This is a genomic window from Streptomyces sp. NPDC046862 (genome assembly GCF_040704615.1).
Lineage (GTDB): Bacteria > Actinomycetota > Actinomycetes > Streptomycetales > Streptomycetaceae > Streptomyces.
Window position 1 is genome coordinate 224,722 of the sequence record NZ_JBEYXP010000011.1, and the last position, 21,076, is coordinate 245,797.

The 21,076-nt window shown below is 71.5% G+C and carries 16 protein-coding genes and 1 pseudogene; 14 read left to right on the forward strand and 3 right to left on the reverse strand.

What is annotated here, in order from left to right:
• Positions 1 to 233: 233 nt before the first annotated feature.
• Entirely contained in the window at positions 234 to 905 is a 672-nt protein-coding gene (locus tag AB0959_RS15150; protein ID WP_366826851.1) for a GPP34 family phosphoprotein, read from the forward strand.
• A gap of 11 nt (positions 906 to 916) precedes the next feature.
• On the opposite strand, the gene AB0959_RS15155 is transcribed toward AB0959_RS15150, so the two are convergent.
• The gene (locus AB0959_RS15155) at positions 917 to 1,333 is read right to left on the reverse strand and encodes an SsgA family sporulation/cell division regulator (protein ID WP_366826852.1); all 417 of its coding nucleotides are present in this window, start codon (positions 1,331 to 1,333) and stop codon (positions 917 to 919) included.
• 259 nt (positions 1,334 to 1,592) lie between these two features.
• Here AB0959_RS15155 and AB0959_RS15160 point away from each other — a divergent pair, with 259 nt between their 5' ends.
• The 3 genes from AB0959_RS15160 (at position 1,593) to AB0959_RS15170 (ending at position 3,731) form a co-directional block, all read left to right on the forward strand.
• Entirely contained in the window at positions 1,593 to 2,693 is a 1,101-nt protein-coding gene (locus AB0959_RS15160) for an oxidoreductase (RefSeq protein WP_366826853.1), read from the forward strand.
• 117 nt (positions 2,694 to 2,810) lie between these two features.
• The gene (locus tag AB0959_RS15165; RefSeq protein WP_366826854.1) at positions 2,811 to 3,509 is read left to right on the forward strand and encodes an endonuclease V; all 699 of its coding nucleotides are present in this window, start codon (positions 2,811 to 2,813) and stop codon (positions 3,507 to 3,509) included.
• A 75-nt stretch (positions 3,510 to 3,584) separates the two neighbouring features.
• Positions 3,585 to 3,731 carry a hypothetical protein gene (locus AB0959_RS15170; RefSeq protein WP_366826855.1) on the forward strand — a complete coding sequence of 49 codons (147 nt, stop codon included), beginning with the start codon at positions 3,585 to 3,587 and terminating at the stop codon, positions 3,729 to 3,731.
• A 39-nt stretch (positions 3,732 to 3,770) separates the two neighbouring features.
• Here AB0959_RS15170 and AB0959_RS15175 read toward each other — a convergent pair whose 3' ends face one another.
• On the reverse strand, positions 3,771 to 4,949 hold the full coding sequence (locus AB0959_RS15175) for a saccharopine dehydrogenase NADP-binding domain-containing protein (RefSeq protein ID WP_366826856.1): 1,179 nt from the start codon (positions 4,947 to 4,949) through the stop codon (positions 3,771 to 3,773).
• Positions 4,950 to 5,043: 94 nt separating this feature from the next.
• Between AB0959_RS15175 and AB0959_RS15180 the strand changes: the two are divergent.
• The 5 genes and pseudogenes from AB0959_RS15180 to AB0959_RS15200 form a co-directional block, all read left to right on the forward strand.
• Positions 5,044 to 5,233: pseudogene (locus AB0959_RS15180) on the forward strand (MmcQ/YjbR family DNA-binding protein); the annotation flags it as partial.
• 216 nt (positions 5,234 to 5,449) lie between these two features.
• Entirely contained in the window at positions 5,450 to 6,586 is a 1,137-nt protein-coding gene (locus AB0959_RS15185; RefSeq protein ID WP_366826857.1) for a CaiB/BaiF CoA-transferase family protein, read from the forward strand.
• Positions 6,587 to 6,665: 79 nt separating this feature from the next.
• Positions 6,666 to 7,880, forward strand: a complete 1,215-nt coding sequence (locus AB0959_RS15190) for an acetyl-CoA C-acetyltransferase (protein WP_366826858.1) — start codon at positions 6,666 to 6,668, stop codon at positions 7,878 to 7,880.
• Between the two features lie 47 nt (positions 7,881 to 7,927).
• Complete coding sequence (locus tag AB0959_RS15195) at positions 7,928 to 10,102, forward strand: 3-hydroxyacyl-CoA dehydrogenase NAD-binding domain-containing protein (protein WP_366826859.1); 2,175 nt, start codon at positions 7,928 to 7,930, stop codon at positions 10,100 to 10,102.
• Between the two features lie 318 nt (positions 10,103 to 10,420).
• Positions 10,421 to 10,870: an ATP synthase F0 subunit B gene (locus AB0959_RS15200; RefSeq protein WP_366826860.1), complete on the forward strand. Its 450-nt coding sequence runs from the start codon at positions 10,421 to 10,423 to the stop codon at positions 10,868 to 10,870.
• Between the two features lie 110 nt (positions 10,871 to 10,980).
• On the opposite strand, the gene AB0959_RS15205 is transcribed toward AB0959_RS15200, so the two are convergent.
• Complete coding sequence (locus tag AB0959_RS15205) at positions 10,981 to 12,471, reverse strand: M1 family metallopeptidase (protein ID WP_366826861.1); 1,491 nt, start codon at positions 12,469 to 12,471, stop codon at positions 10,981 to 10,983.
• A 229-nt stretch (positions 12,472 to 12,700) separates the two neighbouring features.
• Here AB0959_RS15205 and AB0959_RS15210 point away from each other — a divergent pair, with 229 nt between their 5' ends.
• The 5 genes from AB0959_RS15210 to AB0959_RS15230 all read left to right on the forward strand — a co-directional run bounded on the left by AB0959_RS15210 (position 12,701) and on the right by AB0959_RS15230 (position 20,896).
• Entirely contained in the window at positions 12,701 to 14,698 is a 1,998-nt protein-coding gene (locus AB0959_RS15210) for a Xaa-Pro dipeptidyl-peptidase (protein ID WP_366826862.1), read from the forward strand.
• Positions 14,695 to 16,017 (forward strand): M14 family metallocarboxypeptidase, encoded by a 1,323-nt coding sequence (locus AB0959_RS15215; protein ID WP_366826863.1) that lies wholly within the window; start codon positions 14,695 to 14,697, stop codon positions 16,015 to 16,017. The genes AB0959_RS15210 and AB0959_RS15215 overlap by 4 nt, the downstream gene beginning before the upstream one ends.
• Before the next feature lie 82 nt (positions 16,018 to 16,099).
• Complete coding sequence (locus AB0959_RS15220; RefSeq protein WP_366826864.1) at positions 16,100 to 17,830, forward strand: BCCT family transporter; 1,731 nt, start codon at positions 16,100 to 16,102, stop codon at positions 17,828 to 17,830.
• A 295-nt stretch (positions 17,831 to 18,125) separates the two neighbouring features.
• A complete protein-coding gene (locus AB0959_RS15225) occupies positions 18,126 to 19,148 on the forward strand; it encodes an oxidoreductase (protein ID WP_366826865.1) in 1,023 nt (340 codons plus the stop codon).
• A 107-nt stretch (positions 19,149 to 19,255) separates the two neighbouring features.
• Complete coding sequence (locus tag AB0959_RS15230; protein WP_366826866.1) at positions 19,256 to 20,896, forward strand: ABC-F family ATP-binding cassette domain-containing protein; 1,641 nt, start codon at positions 19,256 to 19,258, stop codon at positions 20,894 to 20,896.
• Positions 20,897 to 21,076 lie beyond the last annotated feature (180 nt).

Below are 21,076 nucleotides of genomic sequence, written 5' to 3' on the forward strand. Positions count from 1 at the left end.
GGGGTGCATGGAGTGCATGAGAAAGCCCCGTGCCGGAGGACGGCTCAAACGCCGAGGTCGCACGCTGCGCACACACACGACGGAACGGTGTGTGACGCGGTGTCTCAGGACCTCAGACGAGCAACGTCCTTCTCCAATCGACGGCAACAGGACCGCGTATGACGGTACGGAGGGGGTTCGAGGGCTGTCAACGGATTAACCTGAGCCCCGCCCCACCCCGAGGAGGACACCCCGTGCCCAACGGCTCGCTGTCGCTGCCCGCCCGGCTCTACCTGCTGGCCTGGGACACCACGAGGACGGGGATCACCGGCGAGTCCCACCTGCCTCGCCTGGTCCGCGCCGGTGCCCTCGTCGAACTGGCCCGGCGGGGGCTGCTCACCGACGACGACGGCATCGCCACGCCGGTCGACCCCGACGCCCGCACCGGCGACCCGGTTCTCGACGGTCTGCTGGAACTCGTCGAGGAGTCCCGGCCACGCACCTGGCAGACCTGGGTCACGCTGCGGGCCCGCGTCACTCTCGACGCCGTGCGCGCCCGGCTCGCCGCCGACGGCCGTCTGCGCGTGGTCAAGCGGCGCGCGCTCGGCGTCTTCCCGACCGTGGAGTACGAACTGGAGGGCGTGCCCCTGGTGCGCGCCCTGCACGAGGAGGCCCGGCGGATCCTGGAGGGGCCGGTCCCGGTGGCGGAGGTGCCCGGGGACGACGCGGCCCTGGTCGCGCTAGCCGCCTCCGCCGGGCTGTCCACCCTGTTCACCGGCGAGGATCCGGACCGTCACCATCCGGACCGTCACAAGGAGCGGATCGAGGCTCTGTCGGAGCGGGCCGGAACGGCGGCCCCGGCCCTGCCGAAGGTGCTCCAGGAGATGCGCGCGGCGCTGCTCACGGCAGCAGCCGCCGTCACCTGAAGCCGCCCCGCTCAGCAGGCGTCGCGCATCAGCTCCGCGAGGTCGTGGTCCAGGTCGACCTGGAGGTGTTCGAGGCCGAGGGGCACCAGGTCGGTCGTACGGTCCAGGAAGCCCCGCACTTCGGCCGACCGGATGTGCACCACCGCGGTGCCCTCGGGAGCGTGGAACTCCATGACCAGCCGCTCGTAGCCGTACGGCCGCACCCGGACGTCGCCGCGGCCGACCGGCTCCTCCAGGCCGGACACGAGCAGTTCGCGGGCGAAGGTCCAGCAGACCTCCACGCCCTCCAGGGTGGCCGGGGCCGGGAACGTCATACGGACGGCGAAGGGGTCTTGCCGGTCGTAGCGGAGCGTGGCGGGAATGCTCGGCATCCGCGGCGCGGCGGCGACGAGACGGGCCTCAACGGGCTGCTCGATGACGGTGGACAACGCCTTGCTCCCTCGTGACGGGCGGACGGACTCCGGGTGTATGTGGCAGGGCACTTGAAGAGACGCTGGATTGAGCCAATCCGTGCACATGAAAGTCGAGTGACCTCTGTCACCGAGAACATTCACTGTGATGTCTGTTGGTGATCCATTTCTCATCCCGTGGTCCCCGGGATATCGGAGAGGACACCCGAACACGCCGCGCGGTTCCCGCCGGAGGGCATCTGGACGTCACCGGGACGGTGGGCTAGCTTCGCCCGCCATGGGACTCGTGGGGAACATGAGGTTTTCGGGGAAGCGGGCCGGCCGAAGGGCGCTCGTGGGACTGTGCGCGGCGGGGCTCGTCGCCACGCTGACCGCGGCGGCGCAGGCCCACGCGACACCCGGGCCGCCGCACTGGGAGCTCAAGGCCACGGGTGCGCCGGACGTCCGCTTCCGTGGTCTGGCGGCGGTCGGTCACGATGCCGCCTGGCTGGCCGGGACCAAGGGCACCGTGCTGCGCACCACCGACGGCGGGGCGAGCTGGCGGAACGTCTCGCCGCCCGGCGCGGGAGAGTTGCAGTTCCGCGACATCGAGGCGTTCGACGCACGCAGGGCCGTCGTGCTGGCCATCGGCGAGGGCGAGGCGTCCCGCGTGTTCCGTACCGAGGACGGCGGCGCCACCTGGACGGAGTCCTTCCGCAACACCGACCCCAAGGCCTTCTACGACTGCCTCACCTTCTTCGACCGGCGGCACGGGCTGGCCATGAGCGACCCGGTGGACGGCAGATTCCGCATCCTGTCGACGCGCGACGGCGGGCGCTCCTGGACGGTGCTGCCCAGTGCCGGCATGCCGGCGGCCCTGGAGGGCGAGGCGGGCTTCGCGGCGAGCGGCCAGTGCCTCGTCAGCTCCGGGCCGCGCGACGTGTGGCTGGCCACGGGCGGGGCCGCACGCGCGCGCGTGCTGCACTCCTCCGACCGGGGACTGACCTGGACGGCCACCGACTCCCCGATCCCGGCGGGCGATCCGGCCCGGGGCGTCTTCGCACTCGCCTTCCGCGACCGTACGCACGGCATCGCTGTCGGCGGCGACTACCGCCCCGACCAGGCCTCACCCCGGGCGGCGGCCACCACCGGCGACCGCGGCCGCACCTGGACGCCCGCCACCGAGCCACCGCCCGCCTATCGCTCCGGCGTCACCTGGCTCCCGCACAGCCGCGGCACGGCGCTCGCCGTCGGCCCGGCCGGCACCGACCTCACCACGAACGGCGGGCGCACCTGGCGGACGGTGGACACCGGTTCGTACGACACCGTGGACTGCGCCCCCGACCGGGGCTGCTGGGCAGCCGGCGAACAGGGCCGTGTGGCACGCCTGGAGCGCTGACCTGGGCGCGGGCGACGCGGCGACACGGTGGAACAAGAGCGAGCCGCGGCGGGCCCTCGCCGACAAGTGACCGGCCTCGGCGACAACTGGTCGCCGGACCGTAGGCTCGGCACCACCATGACGACCGTGCGCATCCCGGCGGGCTGGCCCGCCACCGAAGAGCAGGCCCGTGCCGTGCAGGACGAGTTGCGGGACCGGGTGGTGCTCGACGAGGACGGGCCGGCGCCCGGCACCGGCCGGGTGACCGGCGTGGACGTCGCCTACGACGACGGGCGGGACGTGGTCGCGGCGGCGGCCGTCGTGCTGGACGCCGCCACCCTCGACGTCGTCGCCGAGGCCACCGCCGTCGGACAGGTCTCCTTCCCGTACGTGCCCGGCCTGCTCGCCTTCCGGGAGATCCCCACCGTGCTCGCGGCCCTCGACGCGCTGCCCTGCGCGCCGGGGCTCGTCGTGTGCGACGGGTACGGGCTCGCCCACCCGCGCCGCTTCGGCCTCGCCAGCCACCTCGGCGTCCTCACCGGGCACCCCACGATCGGCGTGGCCAAGAATCCCTTCACCTTCACGTACGACGATCCCGGCGCCGCGCGCGGGAGCGTGTCCCCGCTGCGCGCCGGCTCCGAGGAGGTGGGCCGTGCCCTGCGCACCCGTGACGGCGTCAAGCCGGTGTTCGTCTCGGTCGGCCACCGGGTGAGCCTCGACACCGCGTGCGCGCACACGCTCGCGCTCACCCCCGACTACCGCATCCCCGAGTCCACCCGGCGGGCGGACTCCCTGTGCCGGCGGGCCCTCAAAGAGGCGACCTCCCCGGGAAGGTGATCGGCTTGTCTGAGTACCGGATCTGAGTACCTGTACGGATGTGAGGGCGCTGTCATGATCGGCAGGCTGTGGCCCATGACGACACACCGCGCCACCAAGCCCGCCACCAGCCCGACCCAGCCCGTCGAGCGCGCCGTGATGGCGGCCCTGATCCTCGCCGTGATCGCCGGAGTCGCCTGGATCGGCGGCATGATCTACACGGTCACCGGCTGGTCCTCCTGAACCGGCCGGCCCGGATCTACCGGCTGGCCACCACCGGATCTACCGGCTGGCCGCCACCCGGAACGTGATCCCCGCCCGGCGCAGCCGCCCGATCAGCGCGTCGCCCATCGCGACCGCCGTGGTGACCTGCCCGGCCGCGTCCGGCAGCTCGTCGACGGCGAGGCTCAGCGCCGACTCGGCGAGCATCTTCGCCGTCTCGTCGTAGCCGGGGTCGCCGCCCGCGACCTCCGTGAACACCCGGCGGCCACCGCCCTCGCCCACGAACCGCACGGAGAACCAGCTCTTCGCCCGCTTCTCGGCGCTCGGCCCCTCACCCGGCCTGATCCGCGCCGACATCCAGCGCCGCGCCGGCGGCAGCTGGGCCGCCGCGACCAGCGCGCCGACGGCGGCGGCACCGCCCACGGCGAACGGCAGACTCCGCACGGCCGCGTAGTGGTGGTAGCGGAAGTCGGGCCCGTACCGCCCCAGCTCGCGTGCCGAACGCCGCACCACCTGACCGTCGATCGTGGGCAGCGGCACCGCCCACGCGCCGACCTCCTTGGCGAACCGCGGCGCACTCACCGGCGCGTGCGCCCGCCGCCCCGGCGTGCGCGGCTCGTGCCGCCGCCGGTCCCGCGCCGCGGTCACCATCTGCCGCCCGCGCGAGAACTGGTTCAGCGCGGAGGCGAACGTGCCGCCCGAGAACATCGCGTCGGAGCGCACGAATCCGTCCACCGTGATCGGCACGCCCTCCGGGAGCTGCGCCACGGTGAAGTACGCCCCCAGGTCGTGCGGGACCGAGTCGAAACCGCAGGCGTGCACGAGCCGCGCACGGGTCTCCCGCGCGCGTGCGTCGTGCCGCACGTACATCAGGTCCACGAACTCGGGCTCCCCGCTGAGGTCCGCGTAGTCCGTGCCGGCGTCGGCGCAGGCGGCCACCAGTTCCTCGCCGTACGTCAGGTACGGGCCGACCGTGGTGGCCACCACGCGCGCGTGCCCGGCGAGTTCGCGCATCGACTCGGCGTCCCCGGCGTCCGCCCGCAGCACCCCGATCGTGGAGCCGCCGGGCAGGCGCTCCCGCAGCCGTTCCAGCTTCCCTGCGTCGCGACCCGCGACCGCCCACCGCAGCCCCTCGGGCGCGTGCGCGGCGAGGTACTCCGCGGTGAGCTCACCGACGAATCCCGTCGCCCCGAAGAGCACGATGTCGTACGTGCGATCCGCCCTGTCCCGCCTGCCCATGGCACCCCTCAGCCGTCGCCTGCGCGCCGTTGTCGGTGGCTGAGGCTAGCGTGAGGTACGAGCAGCCGAACGAGCGGGACCTGGAGGTGTGACCATGGCCGTGCCCAGGAACGCCCTGAAGAAGTGGCAGCAGGTGCGCGCGTTCGCCTTCGGCCTGCCCGGCGCGGTCCAGGAGTTCCCGTGGAGCGAGTCGGTCGCGAAGGTCAACAAGAAGGGTGACCTGCCCGGGCGCCGAGCCCGCGGCCTACGGCCTCGGCAGGGCCGGCTGGGTACGCGTCCCTCTGATAGCGGAGCCGGACACATAACAGCCTGTCCGGCGTTTGAGGACGAGGCCGAAGGCCGATACGGGGGTACGGGCGTGGACCCGCCGGCGGTCACCCCGCCTCGGGTAACTTCACCTCAGGCACAAAACTAAGCGCTTGCTCGCCCAGGTCTTGTGCCCACTGGAACACGTTCTTAGCATCGCTGATGTCACACCAGCGGGACACGCAGGGGGCCGGATGGCAGACGCAGAGACGACCGGGCACGGCCCGCTCGCCGGCGTGCGCGTGGTCGAACTCGCCGGCATCGGGCCCGGGCCCTTCGCCGCCATGCTCCTCGCCGACCTCGGAGCCGACGTGGTCCGCGTGGACCGGCCCGGCGGCACCGGACTCGCCGTCGACCCCGAGTACGACGTCACCAACCGCAACAAGAGGTCGGTGATCGTCGACCTCAAGGGCGAGGGCGGCCCGGCCCTCGTCCTCGACCTGGTGGACCGCGCGGACATCCTCATCGAGGGCTACCGCCCCGGCGTCGCCGAGCGCCTCGGTGTCGGCCCCGAGACCTGCCACGCGCGCAACCCACGGCTCGTCTACGGCCGCATGACCGGCTGGGGCCAGCAGGGCCCGCTCGCCCATCGCGCCGGACACGACATCGCGTACATCGCACCGACCGGCACCCTCGGCATGATCGGCAGTCCGGACGAGCCCCCCGCCATCCCCGCCAACCTCGTCGGCGACTACGCGGGCGGCTCGCTCTACCTCGTCGTCGGCGTTCTCGCCGCCCTGCACCACGCGCGCGCGACGGGCACCGGACAGGTCGTGGACGCGGCCATCGTGGACGGCACCGCGCACCTGGCCACGATGATCCACGGCATGCTCGCCGCCGGCCGCTGGCAGGACCGGCGCGCCGCCAACCTCCTCGACGGAGGCTGCCCCTTCTACGGGACGTACGAGACGGCCGACGGCCAGTACATGGCCGTCGGAGCCCTGGAGCAGCAGTTCTACGAGGAGTTCGTGGACCTGCTCGGCATCAGGGAGCAGGCCCCCGCCCGCAAGGACGTGGCACGCTGGGGTGAGCTGCGCGAAACGGTCGCGGCCCGCTTCAAGTCCCGTACGCGCGAGGAGTGGACGGCCGTCTTCGAGGGCTCCGACGCCTGCGTGGCCCCGGTCCTCTCGCTGCGCGAGGCGCCGCACCATCCGCACCTCGCCGCGCGCGGCACCTTCACCGACTTCGGCGGCATCACCCAGCCCGCTCCCGCACCGCGCTTCTCCAGGACCCACACGTCCGTACGGAGCGGACCCGCCCAGCCGGGCGCCGACACCGCGGCCGTGGCCCGGGACTGGGACATATCCGGTCTCCTGAAGGACGACGGCTGACGCCGTTCCATCGTCTTCCGGGCCCGTCCTCCCCGCCGCCCGGGCTTCCCGCCTCTTGCCCCTTCGAAAGGCCTGACCAGTGAGCACAGAAGCGTACGTGTACGAAGCGATCCGCACCCCGCGCGGCCGCGGCAAGGCGAGCGGTGCCCTGCACGGCACCAAGCCCATCGACCTGGTGACCACGCTGATCCACGAGGTCCGGCGGCGCCTGCCCGGCCTCGACCCGGCCGCGATCGACGACATCGTGCTCGGTGTCGTCGGACCCGTCGGTGACCAGGGCTCCGACATCGCCCGCACCGCCGCGGTCGCCGCGGGGCTGCCGGACACGGTGGCCGGCGTCCAGGAGAACCGCTTCTGTGCCTCGGGGCTCGAAGCCGTCAACATGGCCGCCACGAAGGTCCGTTCGGGCTGGGAGGACCTGGTGCTCGCGGGCGGCGTCGAGTCGATGTCGCGGGTGCCGATGGCCTCCGACGGGGGCGCCTGGTTCAACGACCCGATGACCAACCTGGCCGTCAACTTCGTACCCCAGGGCATCGGCGCGGACCTCATCGCCACGATCGAGGGCTTCTCACGGCGGGACGTCGACGAGTACGCGGCGCTGTCCCAGGAGCGGGCGGCGGCGGCCTGGAAGGACGGCCGGTTCGACCGGGCCGTGGTCCCGGTGAGGGACCGCAGTGGCCTGGTGGTCCTCGACCACGACGAGCACATGCGTCCCGGCACCACCGCCGACTCGCTCGCCGGGCTCAAGCCGTCCTTCGCGGACATCGGGGACCTGGGCGGCTTCGACGCGGTGGCGCTGCAGCAGTACCACTGGGTGGAGGAGATCGACCACGTCCACCACGCGGGCAACTCCTCCGGCATCGTGGACGGCGCGGCGCTCGTCGCGATCGGCTCCAAGGAGGTCGGCGAACGCCACGGCCTGACGCCGCGCGCGCGGATCGTGTCGGCGGCCGTCTCCGGCTCGGAGCCCACCATCATGCTCACCGGTCCGGCGCCGGCCACCCGCAAGGCGCTCGCCAAGGCCGGGCTGACCATCGACGACATCGACCTCGTCGAGATCAACGAGGCCTTCGCGGCCGTGGTGCTCCGCTTCGTCAAGGACATGGGGATCTCGCTGGACAAGGTCAACGTCAACGGGGGCGCGATCGCGCTGGGCCATCCGCTCGGGGCGACAGGGGCGATGATCCTGGGCACCCTCACGGACGAACTGGAGCGCCAGGACAAGCGCTACGGCCTGGCCACGCTGTGCGTCGGCGGCGGCATGGGCATCGCCACGATCATCGAGCGCCTGTAACCACCAGCGGACCGACCCGACCGCACGACCGCGACGGAGAACTTGTCATGACCGAGAGCACCACCATCCGCTGGGAGCAGGACGACACCGGCGTCGTCACCCTCGTCCTCGACGACCCCAACCAGTCCGCCAACACCATGAACCAGGCCTTCAGGGCCTCCATCAAGGCCATCGCCGACCGGGCGGAGGCGGAGAAGGACTCGATCCGCGGGATCATCTACTCGTCCGCCAAGAAGACCTTCTTCGCGGGCGGCGACCTCAAGGACATGGTCCAGGCGGGCCCGGAACACGCCCAGCACGTGTTCGACACCGGTATGGAGATCAAGAACGCCCTACGCCGCATCGAGAAGCTCGGCAAGCCGGTGGTCGCGGCCATCAACGGCGCGGCCCTCGGCGGCGGCTACGAGATCGCCCTCGCCAGCCACCACCGCATCGCCCTCGACGCGCCCGGCTCCAAGATCGGCCTCCCCGAGGTCACCCTGGGCCTTCTCCCGGCGGCGGGCGGCGTCACCCGCACCGTACGGCTGATGGGCATCGCGGACGCCCTGCTGAAGGTGCTCCTCCAGGGCACCCAGTACAGCCCGCGGCGCGCCCTCGAAGGCGGCCTCGTCCACGAGGTGGCCGCCACTCCCGCGGAGATGCTCGCCAAGGCCCGTGCCTTCATCGACGCGAACCCCGAGTCGCAGCAGCCCTGGGACAAGCCGGGCTACAGGATCCCCGGCGGCACCCCGGCCAACCCGAAGTTCGCGGCGAACCTGCCCGCGTTCCCCGCCAACCTCAAGAAGCAACTGAACGGCGCGCCCTACCCGGCGCCGCGCAACATCCTCGCGGCGGCCGTCGAGGGCTCCCAGGTCGACCTCGAGACCGCGCAGATCATCGAGGCCCGCTACTTCACCGAGCTGGTCACCGGGCAGACCGCCAAGAACATGATCCAGGCGTTCTTCTTCGACCTCCAGGCCGTCAACTCCGGTGCCAACCGCCCTCAGGGCATCGAGCCCCGCCGGGTGCGCAAGGTGGCCGTGCTCGGCGCCGGGATGATGGGCGCCGGCATCGCCTACTCGTGCGCCCGCGTGGGCATCGAGGTCGTCCTCAAGGACGTGTCGGTGGAGGCCGCGGAGAAAGGCAGGAACTACTCGGAGAAGCTCTGCGCCAAGGCGGTCACCAGGGGGCGTACGACCCAGGAGAAGGCCGACGCGCTGCTCGCCCGCATCACGCCGACCGCCGACCCCACCGACCTCGCGGGCTGTGACGCCGTCATCGAGGCCGTGTTCGAGGACCCCGCGCTCAAGCACAAGGTGTTCCAGGAGATCGAGAACGTCGTCGCGCCGGACGCCCTGCTGTGCTCCAACACCTCCACGCTGCCGATCACCGCGCTGGCGGAGGGCGTGGAGCGACAGGACGACTTCATCGGCCTGCACTTCTTCTCACCCGTCGACAAGATGCCCCTGGTCGAGATCATCAAGGGGCAGCGGACCGGGGAGGAGGCGCTGGCCCGTGCCTTCGACCTCGTCCGGCAGATCAACAAGACCCCGATCGTCGTCAACGACTCGCGCGGCTTCTTCACCTCCCGGGTGATCGGGCACTTCATCAACGAGGGCGTCGCGATGGTCGGGGAGGGCATCGAGCCGGCGTCGATCGAGCAGGCGGCGGGTCAGGCGGGCTATCCGGCGAAGGTCCTCTCGCTGATGGACGAGCTGACGCTCACTCTTCCGCGCAAGATCCGCAGCGAGACGAAGCGGGCCGTGGAGGAGGCGGGCGGAAGCTGGGCCGCTCACCCGGCTGAGGCCGTCATCGACCGGATGGTCGACGAGTTCGGGCGCACCGGTCGCGGGGGAGCAGCGGGCTTCTACGACTACGGTCCGGACGGCAGGCGCGGCAAGCTGTGGCCCGGCCTGCGGGAGCACTTCACCCAGCCGGGGTACGCGATCCCGTTCGAGGACATGCAGGAGCGCATGCTCTTCTCCGAGGCGCTGGACACCGTCCGGCTGCTGGAGGAGGGCGTCCTGACGTCCGTCGCCGACGCCAACATCGGCTCGATCCTGGGGATCGGGTTCCCCGGCTGGACCGGTGGGGTGCTCCAGTACATCAACGGCTACGAGGGGGGCCTGCCCGGGTTCGTCGCCCGTGCACGGGAGCTCGCCGAGCGGTACGGGGAGCGGTTCGCTCCGCCGGCGTTGCTGGTGGAGAAGGCGGAGAGGGGGGAGCGGTTCGGGGACGGCTGAGGGGTGGCCCGGTTTTCTTCGCCCCCGCCGCCCGTACCCGTCCCATCCCCGGGGGCTGCGCCCCCATGCCCCCGGGGAGTGGGTGCTTGGGGTGGGTGGGTTGGTGCGGGTTGGGGGTGGCTGGTCGCGCAGTTCCCCGCGCCCCTGAAAACCGCTCAGTTCCCCGCGAGCCTTTTGGCCTTGGAACGGGGTCCTGGGCGGAGCCCCGGGGGCGATCACCTCCCCCTCCGCGACGAAGAAGCCCCGTACACGCGATGCTCCTGCGCACGACTTGGGTAAGGCACGGGTATGGACCTAATCCCGTTCCCCATCGGCCCGTTGAACCCGAGAGTCGAGCACCTGCTCGTGGCGCTGGCGCTGTTCGCCCTCGTTCACCTCGCCATCTCCCGGCTGCTCCCCCGTATCAACCGCACCCTCGAAGCCCGCGAGGACGCGACCAAGGGAACCGAGAGACGGGCCGCCGAGGTGCGTGAGCAGGCGGAGCGGAAACGCGCCGAGTCGGCCGCCGTGCTCGCGGAGGCCCGCCACGACGCCGCCCGCACCCGTCTGCGGGCACACCAGGAGGGCACCGCCCTGATCGCCGCGGCCCGCGCGGACGCACAACGCGAACGCGACGCCCTCCTCGCCGAGGCGCAAGTCCGCATCACATCGGACCGTGCCACGGCCGAGGCCGAACTCCGTGTGTACGCATCGGAGTTGGCCTCGGAACTGGCGAGCCGGGTACTGGGCGAACCGGTCGGAGTCCAGGCGGACAACCGCGCCCCGTAAGGGGCGCGGGGAACTGCGCGAGCAACCACAGCCGACCTGCATCGTCGCGACTGCCGACAGCCCCCCAACACACCCCCGTCCCCCAACACACCCCCGTCCCCGACATCCACTCAGTGATCGTGCACGGAGTTCGTCGCCGCGATCCTCTTCCACGACTTGGGCGCCTTGACGGCCCCGCTCCGCGAAGCGACCCCCGCACCACGCGCCGCAGGCGCCCCCGGCTTCGACGGCTGGTACAGCCATGTGTCGAACAGGCCCTCCAGCGACCGCCCGGACACCTGTTCGGCGTATGCCCGGAAGTCCGCGACCGTCGCGTTGCCGTAGGCGTACTTCGCCGGCCACCCCTTGAGGATCGCGAAGAACGCCTCGTCACCGATCTCGTTCCGCAGCGCCTGGAGAGCCAGCGCACCCCGGTCGTACACGGCGATGTCGAACTGGTTCTCCGGCCCCGGGTCTCCGGGCCGGACCTTCCAGAAGGCGTCGTCGGCGGGGTGCGAGGCGTACACGTAGTCGGCGAGTTCCTGGGCCGTCCCCTCGCCCTCGTGCTCGGACCACAGCCACTGCGCGTAGCGGGCGAAGCCCTCGTTGATCCAGATGTCCTTCCACCCGGCGACGGACACCAGGTCGCCGTACCACTGGTGGGCCAGTTCGTGGACGACCACGGACACGTTGGACCCGTTCGCGAACTGCCTCGGGCTGTAGAACGGCCGGGTCTGGGTCTCCAGCGCGTACCCGGTGGTCACGTTGGGCACGTAGCCGCCGAGCGCGTTGTAGGGGTACGGCCCGAAGTACTCGGCCAGCCAGTCGGCGATCTCACCCGTGCGCTCGATGCTCGCGCGGGCCGCGCCGGCGTTGTCGCCGAGGTCCTTGCTGTAGGCGTTGATGACCGGAATTCCGCTCTCTGTGCGTCCGGTCGTGAGGTCGAACCTGCCGACCGCGAGTGTGGCGAGATACGTGGCCTGCGGCTTGTTGGACCGCCAGCTGTAGCGGGTCCAGCCGGCGCGTGAAGTCGCCGACTGCAGCGTGCCGTTGGAGATCGCCTGGGAGCCGTCGGGCACGGCGACGGACACGTCGTACGTGGCCTTGTCGAGCGGGTGGTCATTGCTGGGGAACCACCACCAGGCCGCCTCGGGCTCGTTCGCGGCGACCCCTCCGTCCGGAGTGCGGTGCCAGCTGGTGAAGCCGTACGCCTGCTTCGACGACGGCACCCCGCTGTAGCGCACCACGATCGTGACGGGCGTGCCCTTGGGCAGGGGCGTCTTCGGGGTGATCTCCAGCTCGTGCTGGCCGGACGTGGCGAAGGACGCCCGGGTGCCGTTGACGCGCACCTCACTGACATCCAGCACGAAGTCGAGGTTGAAGCGGGACAGGTCCTGTGTCGTCCGGGCGAGGAGGGTCGCGGTGCCCTCCAGCCTGTCCGTCGCCGGCTGGTAGGTGAGCCGGAGGTCGTAGTGCGAGACGTCGTAGCCGCCGTTGCCGTACGCCGGGTAGTAGGGGTCGCCGATCCCCGGCGCGCCGGGCTCGTAGTCGGCCGCCGAAGCCGGGATCGCCAGCAGCAGGGAGACGGCGAGCGCACCCGGTGCGATCAGTCTGCGGTGCACGTGGGACTCCAAGTCGTAGGGTCACGAAGTCTGTCCGGAGCCTATTCATCACCTGTGGGCTCTGACGTGTCCATCGCCCCTCGTGTCACACGATCGCCATTCGGCCGATATGAGTTACCCTTTTCGACGCACCTTTCAAGCCACCCTCTGGCCGACACTCCGATCGAACCCCCCCCATGCCCCAATGGGCCCTCTTTTGCACGGGAGTTGACGGCAGTACCGTCCGCGCATGCCCCTACCTGCGCGCCGCAGGCGCTTCACGAACTGGAGATCGCTCGCGACGGCGGCCACGGCCGCCCTGATGGCCGCCTTCCTGACCCCGGCGGCCGCCCACAGCGCACCCGCACCCGCGACTCAGGAGAGCAAGCCCGTCTACTCCTACGAGAACGCCGTCCGCGAGTCCGTATGGGTGGACACCGGGCTCGACGGCGACGGCGACGGCACGCATGACCGCGTCGCCGTCGACATCGTCCGGCCCCGGGAACTCGCCCGGCAGGGCCGCAAGATACCCGTGATCATGGACGCCAGCCCGTACTACTCCTGCTGCGGGCGCGGCAACGAGAGCCAGAAGAAGACGTACGACGCGAACGGCGACATCGTCCAGATGCCGCTCTTCTACGACAACTACTTCGTGCCCCGCGGCTACGCCTTCGTCGGGGTCGACCTCGCCGGCACCAACCGCTCCGACGGCTGCGTCGATGTCGGCGGCCGCTCCGACATCCAGTCCGCGAAGGCGGTCGTCGACTGGCTCAACGGGCGTGCCAAGGGCTACACGACCCGCACCGGCACCAGCCGCGCCGAGGCGACCTGGACCAACGGCCGGACCGGCATGATCGGCAAGAGCTACGACGGCACCATCGCCAACGGCGTCGCCGCCACCGGCGTCAAGGGGCTGAGGACCATCGTCCCGATCAGCGCCATCTCCTCCTGGTACGACTACTACTTCGCCAAGGGCGCCCCGCTCTACGACTCCGGCCCCGAATGGCTGTCCGACTACGTGGAGAGCGCCGACGCCCGCGCCAAGTGCGCGGCGGTCCAGCAGAAACTCGTCGACGGGGCGCCCCGCACCGGCGACTGGACTCCGCTGTGGACCGAGCGCGACTACGTCAAGGACGCCGGGAAGGTGAAGGCCAGCGTCTTCGTCGTACACGGCCAGCAGGACCTCAACGTCAGGTCCAAGCACTTCGGCCAGTGGTGGGACGCCCTCGCGAAGAACGGCGTCGAGCGCAAGATCTGGATCTCGCAGACGGGGCACGTCGACCCGTTCGACTTCCGGCGGGCCGCCTGGGTGGACACCCTGCACCGCTGGTTCGACCACGAACTCCTCGGCTACGACAACGGCGTCGACGGCGAGCCCATGGCCGACATCGAGCGGCACCCCGACACCTGGGTGACGTCGAACGTGTGGCCGCCCCGGAGCACCAGCACCGTGAACCTGCGCCCGGACAAGGGCGCCCAGGCCGGTGTCGGCACCCTCGGTCTGCGGCGCGGCTCGGGCAGCGAGACCTTCACCGACGACCCGTCACACAGCGAGACGGACTGGGCGGCCCGGATCGACCAGTCGACCCCCGACAAGGCCGGCTTCGTCACCAAGCCCCTCACCAAGGCGCTGAGACTGTCCGGTTCGTCCAAGGTGACCGTCTCCGCGACGCCCACGACCTCAACGGCCCATCTCTCGGCGGTCCTGGTGGATCTGGGCCCCGACACCATCCGCGACTACGCCGACCCGGCGGAGGGCATCACCACGCTCACCGACCGCACCTGCTGGGGTTCGAGCACCCCGGGGGACAGCTCCTGCTTCAAGGAGACACGGGCGAAGACGGCCGACGTCGACTACACGATCTTCAGCCGTGGCTGGGCCGATCTGGGCAACCACGCCTCGGACCAGGCGGGCGCCCCGCTGACCCCGGGCAAGCGGTACACGATCACGCTCGACCTTCACGCCGGTGACCACGTGATCCCGAAGGGCCACCGACTCGCCCTGATCGTCGCGGGCACCGACCAGAACCTCATCGACCCTCCGTCGTCCACGCCCACGCTGAAGCTCGACCTGTCCCGTACGTCCGCGCGCGTGCCGCTGGTCGGCGGCGCCGACGCGTTCGCGAACGCGACGAAGGGGGCAGCCGCCACGTCCAGCGCCGCCACGTCCACCGCCGCTCCGGACGCGCCCGTCCTCGACGGCGTCCACGACCCGCGCACCGCCCACCGCATCCCGGGAGCCGAATGAACACCCGTACGCGACACCTCCGGCAGCCCTGCACGGCCGCGGTGATCGCCGCGGCCCTGACCGCGGCCCTGACCGCACCCCTGCTGTCGACCCCGGCACAGGCGGCCCCGGCGCACGCGGCCCCAGCCACCGACACCCCACCGCGCACCGGATTCGAGCAGACCGGCGGCGCGCGCTGGACCAGCCAGCCGGAGGAGCAGGAGTTCCTGGCCGCCGTCGACCGGGCGAGCGACCGCGTGTCGGTCGCCCGCGTCGGCACCACCAAGCAGGACCGCCCGCTGCGACTCGTCCGCATCGGCACCCGGCCCACGACCCGCACCGTGCTCCTGATCTGCAGCCAGCACGGCGACGAACCCTCAGGACGCGAGGCATGTCTGTCCACGGTCCGGAACTTCGCGTACGCGAAGGACAAGGCGACCAAGGCGTTCCTGAAACGCACCACTCTGCTGGTCGTGCCCACCGCCAACCCCGACGGCCGGGCCGCCGACACACGCGGCAACAGCGACGGCGTCGACATCAACCGCGACCACCTGTCGCTGAAGACGGCCGAGGCGCGCGCCATGGCCGCCGTCATCCGCGACCGCGAGCCCGACGTCGTCTACGACCTGCACGAGTACGGCGCCACACCTCAGTACTACGACAAGGACCTCTTCGACCTCTGGCCGCGCAACCTCAACACCGACGCGACCGTCCACGAGGAGGCCGAGACGCTGTCGGCGGCCTACGTACGGCCCGCCGCGCAGGCCGCCGGGTACACCACCGGTACGTACGGCATCTGGACCGACCCCGTCACCGGCGAGCCGATCAAGCAGGTCGCGGGCGACGGACAGGAACGCATCCTGCGCAACATGTCCGGCGTGAAGCACGCGGTCGGACTGCTCATCGAGAGCCGCGTGGAGCCACTGACGGACGGGACGGCGGAGTCCGCCAACAACCGGCGCCGCGTCAACTCCCAACTCGCCGCGCTGAAGGGCCTGTTCGGTTTCGCGGGCGAACGCGGCGCGCGCGTCGACGCGGCCACCGCGGCGGCCCGCGCCGCCGGCTACCGGGACACCGGCCCCATCTACGTCGGCGGCGCCGACAACGATCCGGCCGAACCGGCCGAGGTGATCCAGGACCCGCCCTGCGGCTACCGGCTCACCGGCGCGCAGTACGCGGAGGTGAAGGACGAACTCGCCCTGCACGGCGTACGCGTGCGCCACGACGGCGACGGCGCGCTCGTTCCCCTGCGGCAGTCGTTGCGCGCCCTCGTCCCGCTGCTGCTGGACGAACGGGCGCCGTACCGGCTGACGGTCGGGGAGCCCGACACGGACTGTTGAAAAGTTGAGGTCGGCGTCACATGCTGTAGCGCTTTCCGGGAAGGAGTGCCCTGTTCCAGCCATTCGGGGAAAGGTTCCGCCTGTGACGCATGATCAACACCGCACGCACATCCCTCACGAGCCACCCGCGCTTCCCGGCTCGGAAGAGGGTCTCCAGGGTGGCGGACGGCCGCAGACGGACTGGATCGTCTTCGGCGTGACGGCAGCGCTCACCCTGGCCTTCGTCCTCTGGGGCGCCGTCTGGACCGACTCGCTCGAGACCGTGTCGAAGAATCTGCTGGGCGGCCTGCTCCACAACGGCGGCTGGGCCTTCATGCTGACCGCTTCGGGCTTCGTGGTGTTCGCCCTCTGGCTCGCGGCCAGCAGATACGGCCGCATCCACCTGGGCGCGGAAGGGGAGAAGCCCGAGTTCCGCACGGTGTCCTGGGTCGCGATGATGTTCAGCGCGGGCATGGGCATCGGCCTGATGTTCTACGGCGTCAGCGAGCCGCTCTCGCACTACACCACGCCCCCGCCGGGCACGAACCCCCAGGGCTCCGGCGAGCGCATGGAGACGGCGATGGCGACCACCCTCTTCCACTGGACGCTGCACCCGTGGGCCATCTACGCGGTGGTCGGCCTCGGCATCGCCTACAGCACGTTCCGCAAGCGCCGCCGCCAGACCATCAGCGCCGTCTTCACCCCGCTGATCGGTGAGAAGCACGCGAACGGCACCAGCGGCCGGATCATCGACATCCTCGCGATCGTCGCCACCATCTTCGGCTCCGCGGCCTCCCTCGGCCTCGGCGCGCTCCAGATCGGCTCCGGCGTCCGGGAGCTGAACTGGATGGACAAGGTGAGCACCGGACTCCTGGTGTCCATCATCGCCGTGCTGACCGTGGCATTCGTCGCCTCGGCGGTGTCCGGCGTCGAGAAGGGCATCCAGTGGCTGTCCAACACCAACATGGTGCTGGCGCTGCTGCTCGCCGTCTTCGTGTTCGTCGCCGGCCCGACCATCGTGATCCTCGACCTGCTGCCGACCTCGGTCTTCTCCTTCCTCGGTGATCTGCCCCAACTCGCGGGCCGCACCGAGGCGTCCGGCGGCAAGGGCGTCGCGGACTGGCTGGGCAGCTGGACGGTCTTCTACTGGGCCTGGTGGATCTCCTGGACGCCGTTCGTCGGCATGTTCATCGCCCGCATCAGCCGTGGCCGCACGATCCGCCAGTTCGTGGGCGGCGTGATCCTGGTTCCCAGCTCCGTCAGCCTCGTCTGGTTCGCGATCTTCGGCGGTACGGCGATGAAGCAGCAGGCACAGGGCCGGCTCGGTGACGAGGCCACCCCCGAGGGCCAGCTCTTCGCCGTACTCCACGACTACCCCATCGCCACGGTCACCAGCCTGCTCGTGATGATCCTGGTCGGCATCTTCTTCGTGTCCGGCGCCGACGCGGCGTCCATCGTGATGGGAACGCTCTCACAGAAGGGCGCGCTCGAACCCGGCCGGTTCGTCGTCGTGTTCTGGGGCGTCGTCACCGGAGCCGTCGCCGCGATCATGCTGATCGTCGGCAGCGGACAGGGTGACGCGCTCACCGGACTGCAGAACCTCACGATCCTCGCCGCCGCGCCCTTCGTCCTCGTGATGATCGGCATGTGCGTGGCCCTCATGCGCGACCTGCGCCGGGATCCCGTCATGGTGCGCGAGGAGATGGCCTCCGAGGCGGTCGAACTCGCCGTCATCGAGGGCCACAAGAAGTACGACGGTGACTTCGAGATCAGGGTCGGCCCCGGTCAGGGGACGGAGACGGAGGGCGACCCGATCGGCCACCAGCACCACTGAGCTCAGCGCGTCCGCTCCGCTGCGGACAGGTGAGCTGCGGGCAGGGGAACTGCGGGCCGGCGGGCAGCTGCCGGTGCGTCGCGGCTGGTCGCGCCCACGCGGCGGAGCCGCATATCGGCACAGCCCCGCGCCCCCTGCGGGGCGCGTCCACCGCGGCCCCGCCCGCTGCACCTTCGATCATGCGTACGCCCCTCCCCACGGCCGGGGTCGCGACCCCGCACCCCGCCGTGGGGAGACGCATGCGGAATGTGTCATGCCGTGCTCACATTGCTCCCAGTCTGGGGATACTCACACCATGTCTGCGGAGTTCGCGACCTTCGGCCTGGCACCGGCGATGCGTGCCGGTGGCGTCCTCGCCAACGGTGACTTCCAAGTGCACCGGGACTTCGTCGACTTCATCGTCGACGGACGCCCGCTGCTGTTCCAGCTCTCCGACCTCGACGCCGTCTCCCCACTCGCCTCCGACGTCCCGCCCGCCATCTTCACCGCCCAGGTGCGCAGTCTCCTCCTGGAGGCCGACGCACCGCTGACCGACGGCCGGTACGTCATCTACGGCTGCCCCGAGTGCGAGGACCTCGCCTGCGGGGCCGTCACGGCGGTCATAGAGCAGGACGGCGACGACTACGTGTGGCGCGACTTCGCCTGGCAGACGGAGGAGGCGGCCGACGTGGAGCGGAACGGCTACCACGGCATCGGGCCGTTCCGCTTCCACGGCCCCGAGTACCGCGGCGCGCTGCGGTCCCTCCTGAGCGGAGACGACCCCTCGGCCCGCCGTCGCGTGCTGCTCATCGGCGCCCGCGTCGCGGTCCTCGCCAAGCTCGCGGCGGCCCTGCGCACCATCGGCATCGGTGCGGAGATCACCCACGACGCCACCCACGTACCCCCGGACGAGCTGCGCACCTACGGCGCGGTGGCCTTCGGCCGTGCCGTGGCAGAGGAGCAACGCGCGGCCGTACGGGAGGCGTTCGAGAGGGCCGGGGCCGAGGTCGCGTACGTCGACGGGCTCGCCCCGATCATCCCGCTGCTCGTGGCCCAGATCGAGAACGCGCTGGACCGCAGCCCCTCGGACCGGCGCCGCCTGACCCGGCTGGTCGCCGCCGGCGGCGAGGCGGGCGTCGAGGTGACGTCCACCTGTCGCGTACAGGTGACCGCGTACCGCCTGGACCGGCTGTACCGCACCCACACGTACGAGATCTTCGACGGCATCCTCCCGGCGGGCCGCCACCGCATCGCACTGAACGGGAAGGCCCTGAAAAGCGAGTCGTTCGTCGTGGCGCGGTCGTCGGGCAGCGTACTGGTGGAGCCGATGGCGCGCTGAGGGGCGGGCGCTGAGGGGGCGCGTGGGCGGCGTCGTCCGCCGCGCTGCCCGGCTCCGGGGGATCTCCGCTGTGACCGCGTGTCCCGTGGTCGTTAGGATCGCCCCCTGTGACCGCCACTCTCGTCGTCAAGAACCTCTCCGCCGGCCACGGCGACCGCTCGCTCTTCTCCGGACTCGACCTCGTCGTGGCGCCCGGTGACGTGATCGGACTCGTCGGCGCCAACGGGGCGGGCAAGTCCACGCTGCTCCGCATGCTCGCCGGGCTGCTCGCGCCGGAACAGGGCGAGCTGCGGCTCTCCCCGCCCACCGCGACCGTGGGGCATCTGCCCCAGGAGCCCGAGCGGCGGGAGGGCGAGTCGGTGCGCGAGTTCCTGGCACGCCGTACGGGCGTCGCCGCGGCCCAGCACGCCATGGACGAGGCCACGCAGGCGCTCGTCGACGGGGCGCCCGGCGCGGACGACGCGTACGCGACGAGCCTGGAGCGCTGGCTCGGGCTCGGCGGCGCGGACCTCGACGAGCGGGCGGAGGAGGTCGCCGACACCCTGGGCCTCGGAGTGAGCCTGGACCAGCTGATGACGGGCCTCTCGGGCGGCCAGGCCGCGCGGGCGGGGCTCGCCTCCCTCCTGCTGTCACGCTACGACGTCTTCCTCCTCGACGAGCCCACCAACGACCTGGACCTGGACGGGCTGGAACGGCTCGAACGCTTCGTGAGCGGGCTGCGCGCGGGCACCGTCGTCGTCAGCCACGACCGCGAGTTCCTGGCCCGGACGGTCACCAAGGTCCTCGAACTCGACCTCGCGCAAGGACAGATCAACCTCTACGGCGGAGGCTACGAGGCCTACCTGGAGGAACGCGAGACCGCCCGCCGGCACGCGCGCGACGACTACGAGGAGTACGCCGACAAGAAGGGGGCCCTCCAGGACCGCGCCCAGATGCAGCGCTCCTGGATGGACAAGGGCGTCAAGAACGCGCGGCGCAAGGCGAGCAACGACAACGACAAGATCGGCCGCAAGTTCCGCAGCGAGGCGAGCGAGAAGCAGGCGGCGAAGGCGCGGCAGACCCAGCGCATGATCGAGCGGCTCGACGTCGTCGAGGAGCCGCGCAAGGAGTGGGAGCTGCGGATGAACATCGCGGCCGCCCCCCGCTCGGGCGCCGTCGTCGCCACCCTGCGGGACGCCGAGGTGCGCCGCGGCGGCTTCGTGCTCGGTCCGGTGTCCCTCCAGCTCGACTGGGCGGACCGGGTGGCGGTGACGGGTGCGAACGGTGCGGGCAAGTCGACGCTGCTCGGTGCCCTGCTGGGCCGTGTCCCACTGGACGCCGGGCACGGCTCCCTCGGCTCGGGCGTCCTGGTCGGCGAGGTCGACCAGGCCCGCGGGCTGTTCCACGGCGCCGAGTCACTGCTCGACGCGTTCTGCGCGGCGGTGCCGGAGACCGAACCGGTCGAGGTGCGCACCCTCCTGGCCAAGTTCGGCTTGAAGTCGGACCATGTGCTGCGCCCGGCGGCGAGCCTGTCCCCGGGCGAGCGCACCCGGGCCGCGCTCGCCCTCCTCCAGGGCCGAGGCGTCAACCTCCTGGTCCTCGACGAGCCCACGAACCACCTCGACCTCCCCGCCATCGAGCAGCTGGAGTCGGCCCTGGACGCGTACGAGGGCACGCTGCTGCTCGTCACCCACGACCGGCGGATGCTGGACGCGGTACGGGTGACGCGGCGTTTCGAGGTGGCTGACGGCAAGGTGACGGAACGCTAGGGCGGCGGTGCCGGGCAGCCAGGTTTCCTCGCCCCCGCCGCCCCTACCCGTCCCATCCTGTCCCTGGGGGGGGGGGCCCCCCCCCCCCCCCCCCCCGCCGGGGGGGGGGGGGGGGCGCCCCCCCCCGCCCCGCCGATAAGAGGGGGGCCAGCTGGGGGGGGCCAGGGGGGGAAAGCGAGG

Bases quoted from the DNA above. Each gene is read 5' to 3' on its own strand.
- AB0959_RS15160 (WP_366826853.1), top strand. From the start codon at position 1,593: ATGGGACTCGTGGGGAACATGAGGTTTTCGGGGAAGCGGGCCGGCCGA.
- AB0959_RS15165 (WP_366826854.1), top strand. From the start codon at position 2,811: ATGACGACCGTGCGCATCCCGGCGGGCTGGCCCGCCACCGAAGAGCAG.
- AB0959_RS15170 (WP_366826855.1), top strand. From the start codon at position 3,585: ATGACGACACACCGCGCCACCAAGCCCGCCACCAGCCCGACCCAGCCC.
- AB0959_RS15175 (WP_366826856.1), bottom strand. From the start codon at position 4,949: ATGGGCAGGCGGGACAGGGCGGATCGCACGTACGACATCGTGCTCTTC.
- AB0959_RS15185 (WP_366826857.1), top strand. From the start codon at position 5,450: ATGGCAGACGCAGAGACGACCGGGCACGGCCCGCTCGCCGGCGTGCGC.
- AB0959_RS15195 (WP_366826859.1), top strand. From the start codon at position 7,928: ATGACCGAGAGCACCACCATCCGCTGGGAGCAGGACGACACCGGCGTC.
- AB0959_RS15210 (WP_366826862.1), top strand. From the start codon at position 12,701: ATGCCCCTACCTGCGCGCCGCAGGCGCTTCACGAACTGGAGATCGCTC.
- AB0959_RS15215 (WP_366826863.1), top strand. From the start codon at position 14,695: ATGAACACCCGTACGCGACACCTCCGGCAGCCCTGCACGGCCGCGGTG.
- AB0959_RS15225 (WP_366826865.1), top strand. From the start codon at position 18,126: ATGTCTGCGGAGTTCGCGACCTTCGGCCTGGCACCGGCGATGCGTGCC.